This is a genomic window from Pseudomonas sp. Sample_9 (genome assembly GCF_004307535.1).
GTDB classification, from domain to species: domain Bacteria; phylum Pseudomonadota; class Gammaproteobacteria; order Pseudomonadales; family Pseudomonadaceae; genus Aquipseudomonas; species Aquipseudomonas mercuritolerans.
In genome coordinates, this window is the sequence record NZ_RAZO01000192.1 from 1 (window position 1) to 1,252 (window position 1,252).

A 1,252-nucleotide genomic window follows, 5' to 3' on the forward strand; every position below is an offset into this window, starting at 1 on the left:
TCTTCGGGTTTGCCTTTCGGCGCGTCGTCCGCCGCGCGAATGGCCTGCTTGCGTTCCTCGTCGAGGCGCGCCGCTTCGATTTCACGCAACACACCGCCAACATCGGCCAGGTCTTCCGGATCGTCGAACTCGCCGGTCAGCACACTGTTCGGGTGCAAGGTGCCGGCTTCGTACAACGCCCACATTTCCTTGGCGTACTTGGTCTTCTTCAATTCCGGCGCGAAACGGCCGAAGTACGAAGCCATGTTGCCAACGTCACGCTCGAGCATGCTGAACGCGTGGTTGTTACCCGCAGCGTCGACTGCCTGGGGCAGGTCGATGATGACCGGGCCGGTCGGGGTCAGCAGCACGTTGAACTCGGAGAGGTCACCGTGCACCAGACCGGTACACAACATCAGCACGATCTGCGAAATCAGGAACGCGTGATATTCGCGCGCCTGATCCGGCTCCAGCACCACGTCATTCAGACGCGGCGCGGCGTCGCCGAATTCGTCGGCCACCAGCTCCATCAACAGCACGCCGTCGAGGAAGTCATAGGGTTTGGGCACTCGCACACCGGCGCCGGCCAGACGGAACAGCGCCGCCACTTCGGCGTTCTGCCAGGCGTCTTCGGTCTCTTTGCGACCGAACTTGGACCCCTTCGCCATGGCCCGCGCCTGACGGCTGTTACGAACCTTGCGGCCTTCCTGATACTCGGCCGCCTGGCGGAAACTGCGTTTATTCGCCTCCTTGTAGACCTTGGCGCAACGTAACTGATTGCCGCAGCGCACTACATAAACAGCTGCCTCTTTGCCACTCATCAGTGGGCGCAGCACTTCGTCGACCAGACCGTCCTCGATCAGGGGTTCAATGCGTTTTGGAGTCTTCATCAGCTTTTATTGTGGGTCCTTTATTACCAAACACGCGAATGTCACTCGTTATACGGCAATCCTCGCCCGACGGGGAGGGGTTGCCGACCTGTGAACCTTGAGGATGCACACACTGTGCCGGATCAATCGCAGCGACCCGGGCGAATCATAGCCGAGACCGTGGCATTGATTGGTATCGGCCGGCAAGGGCATTTGCGACAGAATCTGACATGGTCGGTGAACTTCAGTTGCCCTCACCCCAGCCCTCTCCCAGAGGGAGAGGGGGCCGACTGCGGTGTCTCCCGTAATACATCGACCTGAGAGACCGCAGCGCTTCTGGTTTGAATCGCAGCTTTGGATTCGGTGAAGGGCGCTCAGGTCGGCGTCGATTTCAAGCATCCCCC

General features: G+C 60.2%; 1 protein-coding gene. It reads right to left on the reverse strand.

The features are described from left to right. Nucleotides 1–869, reverse strand: an 869-nt coding sequence (locus D6877_RS10470) for a PA4780 family RIO1-like protein kinase (protein ID WP_130910703.1), incomplete at its 3' end; no start/stop codon positions are given. Nucleotides 870–1,252 lie beyond the last annotated feature (383 nt).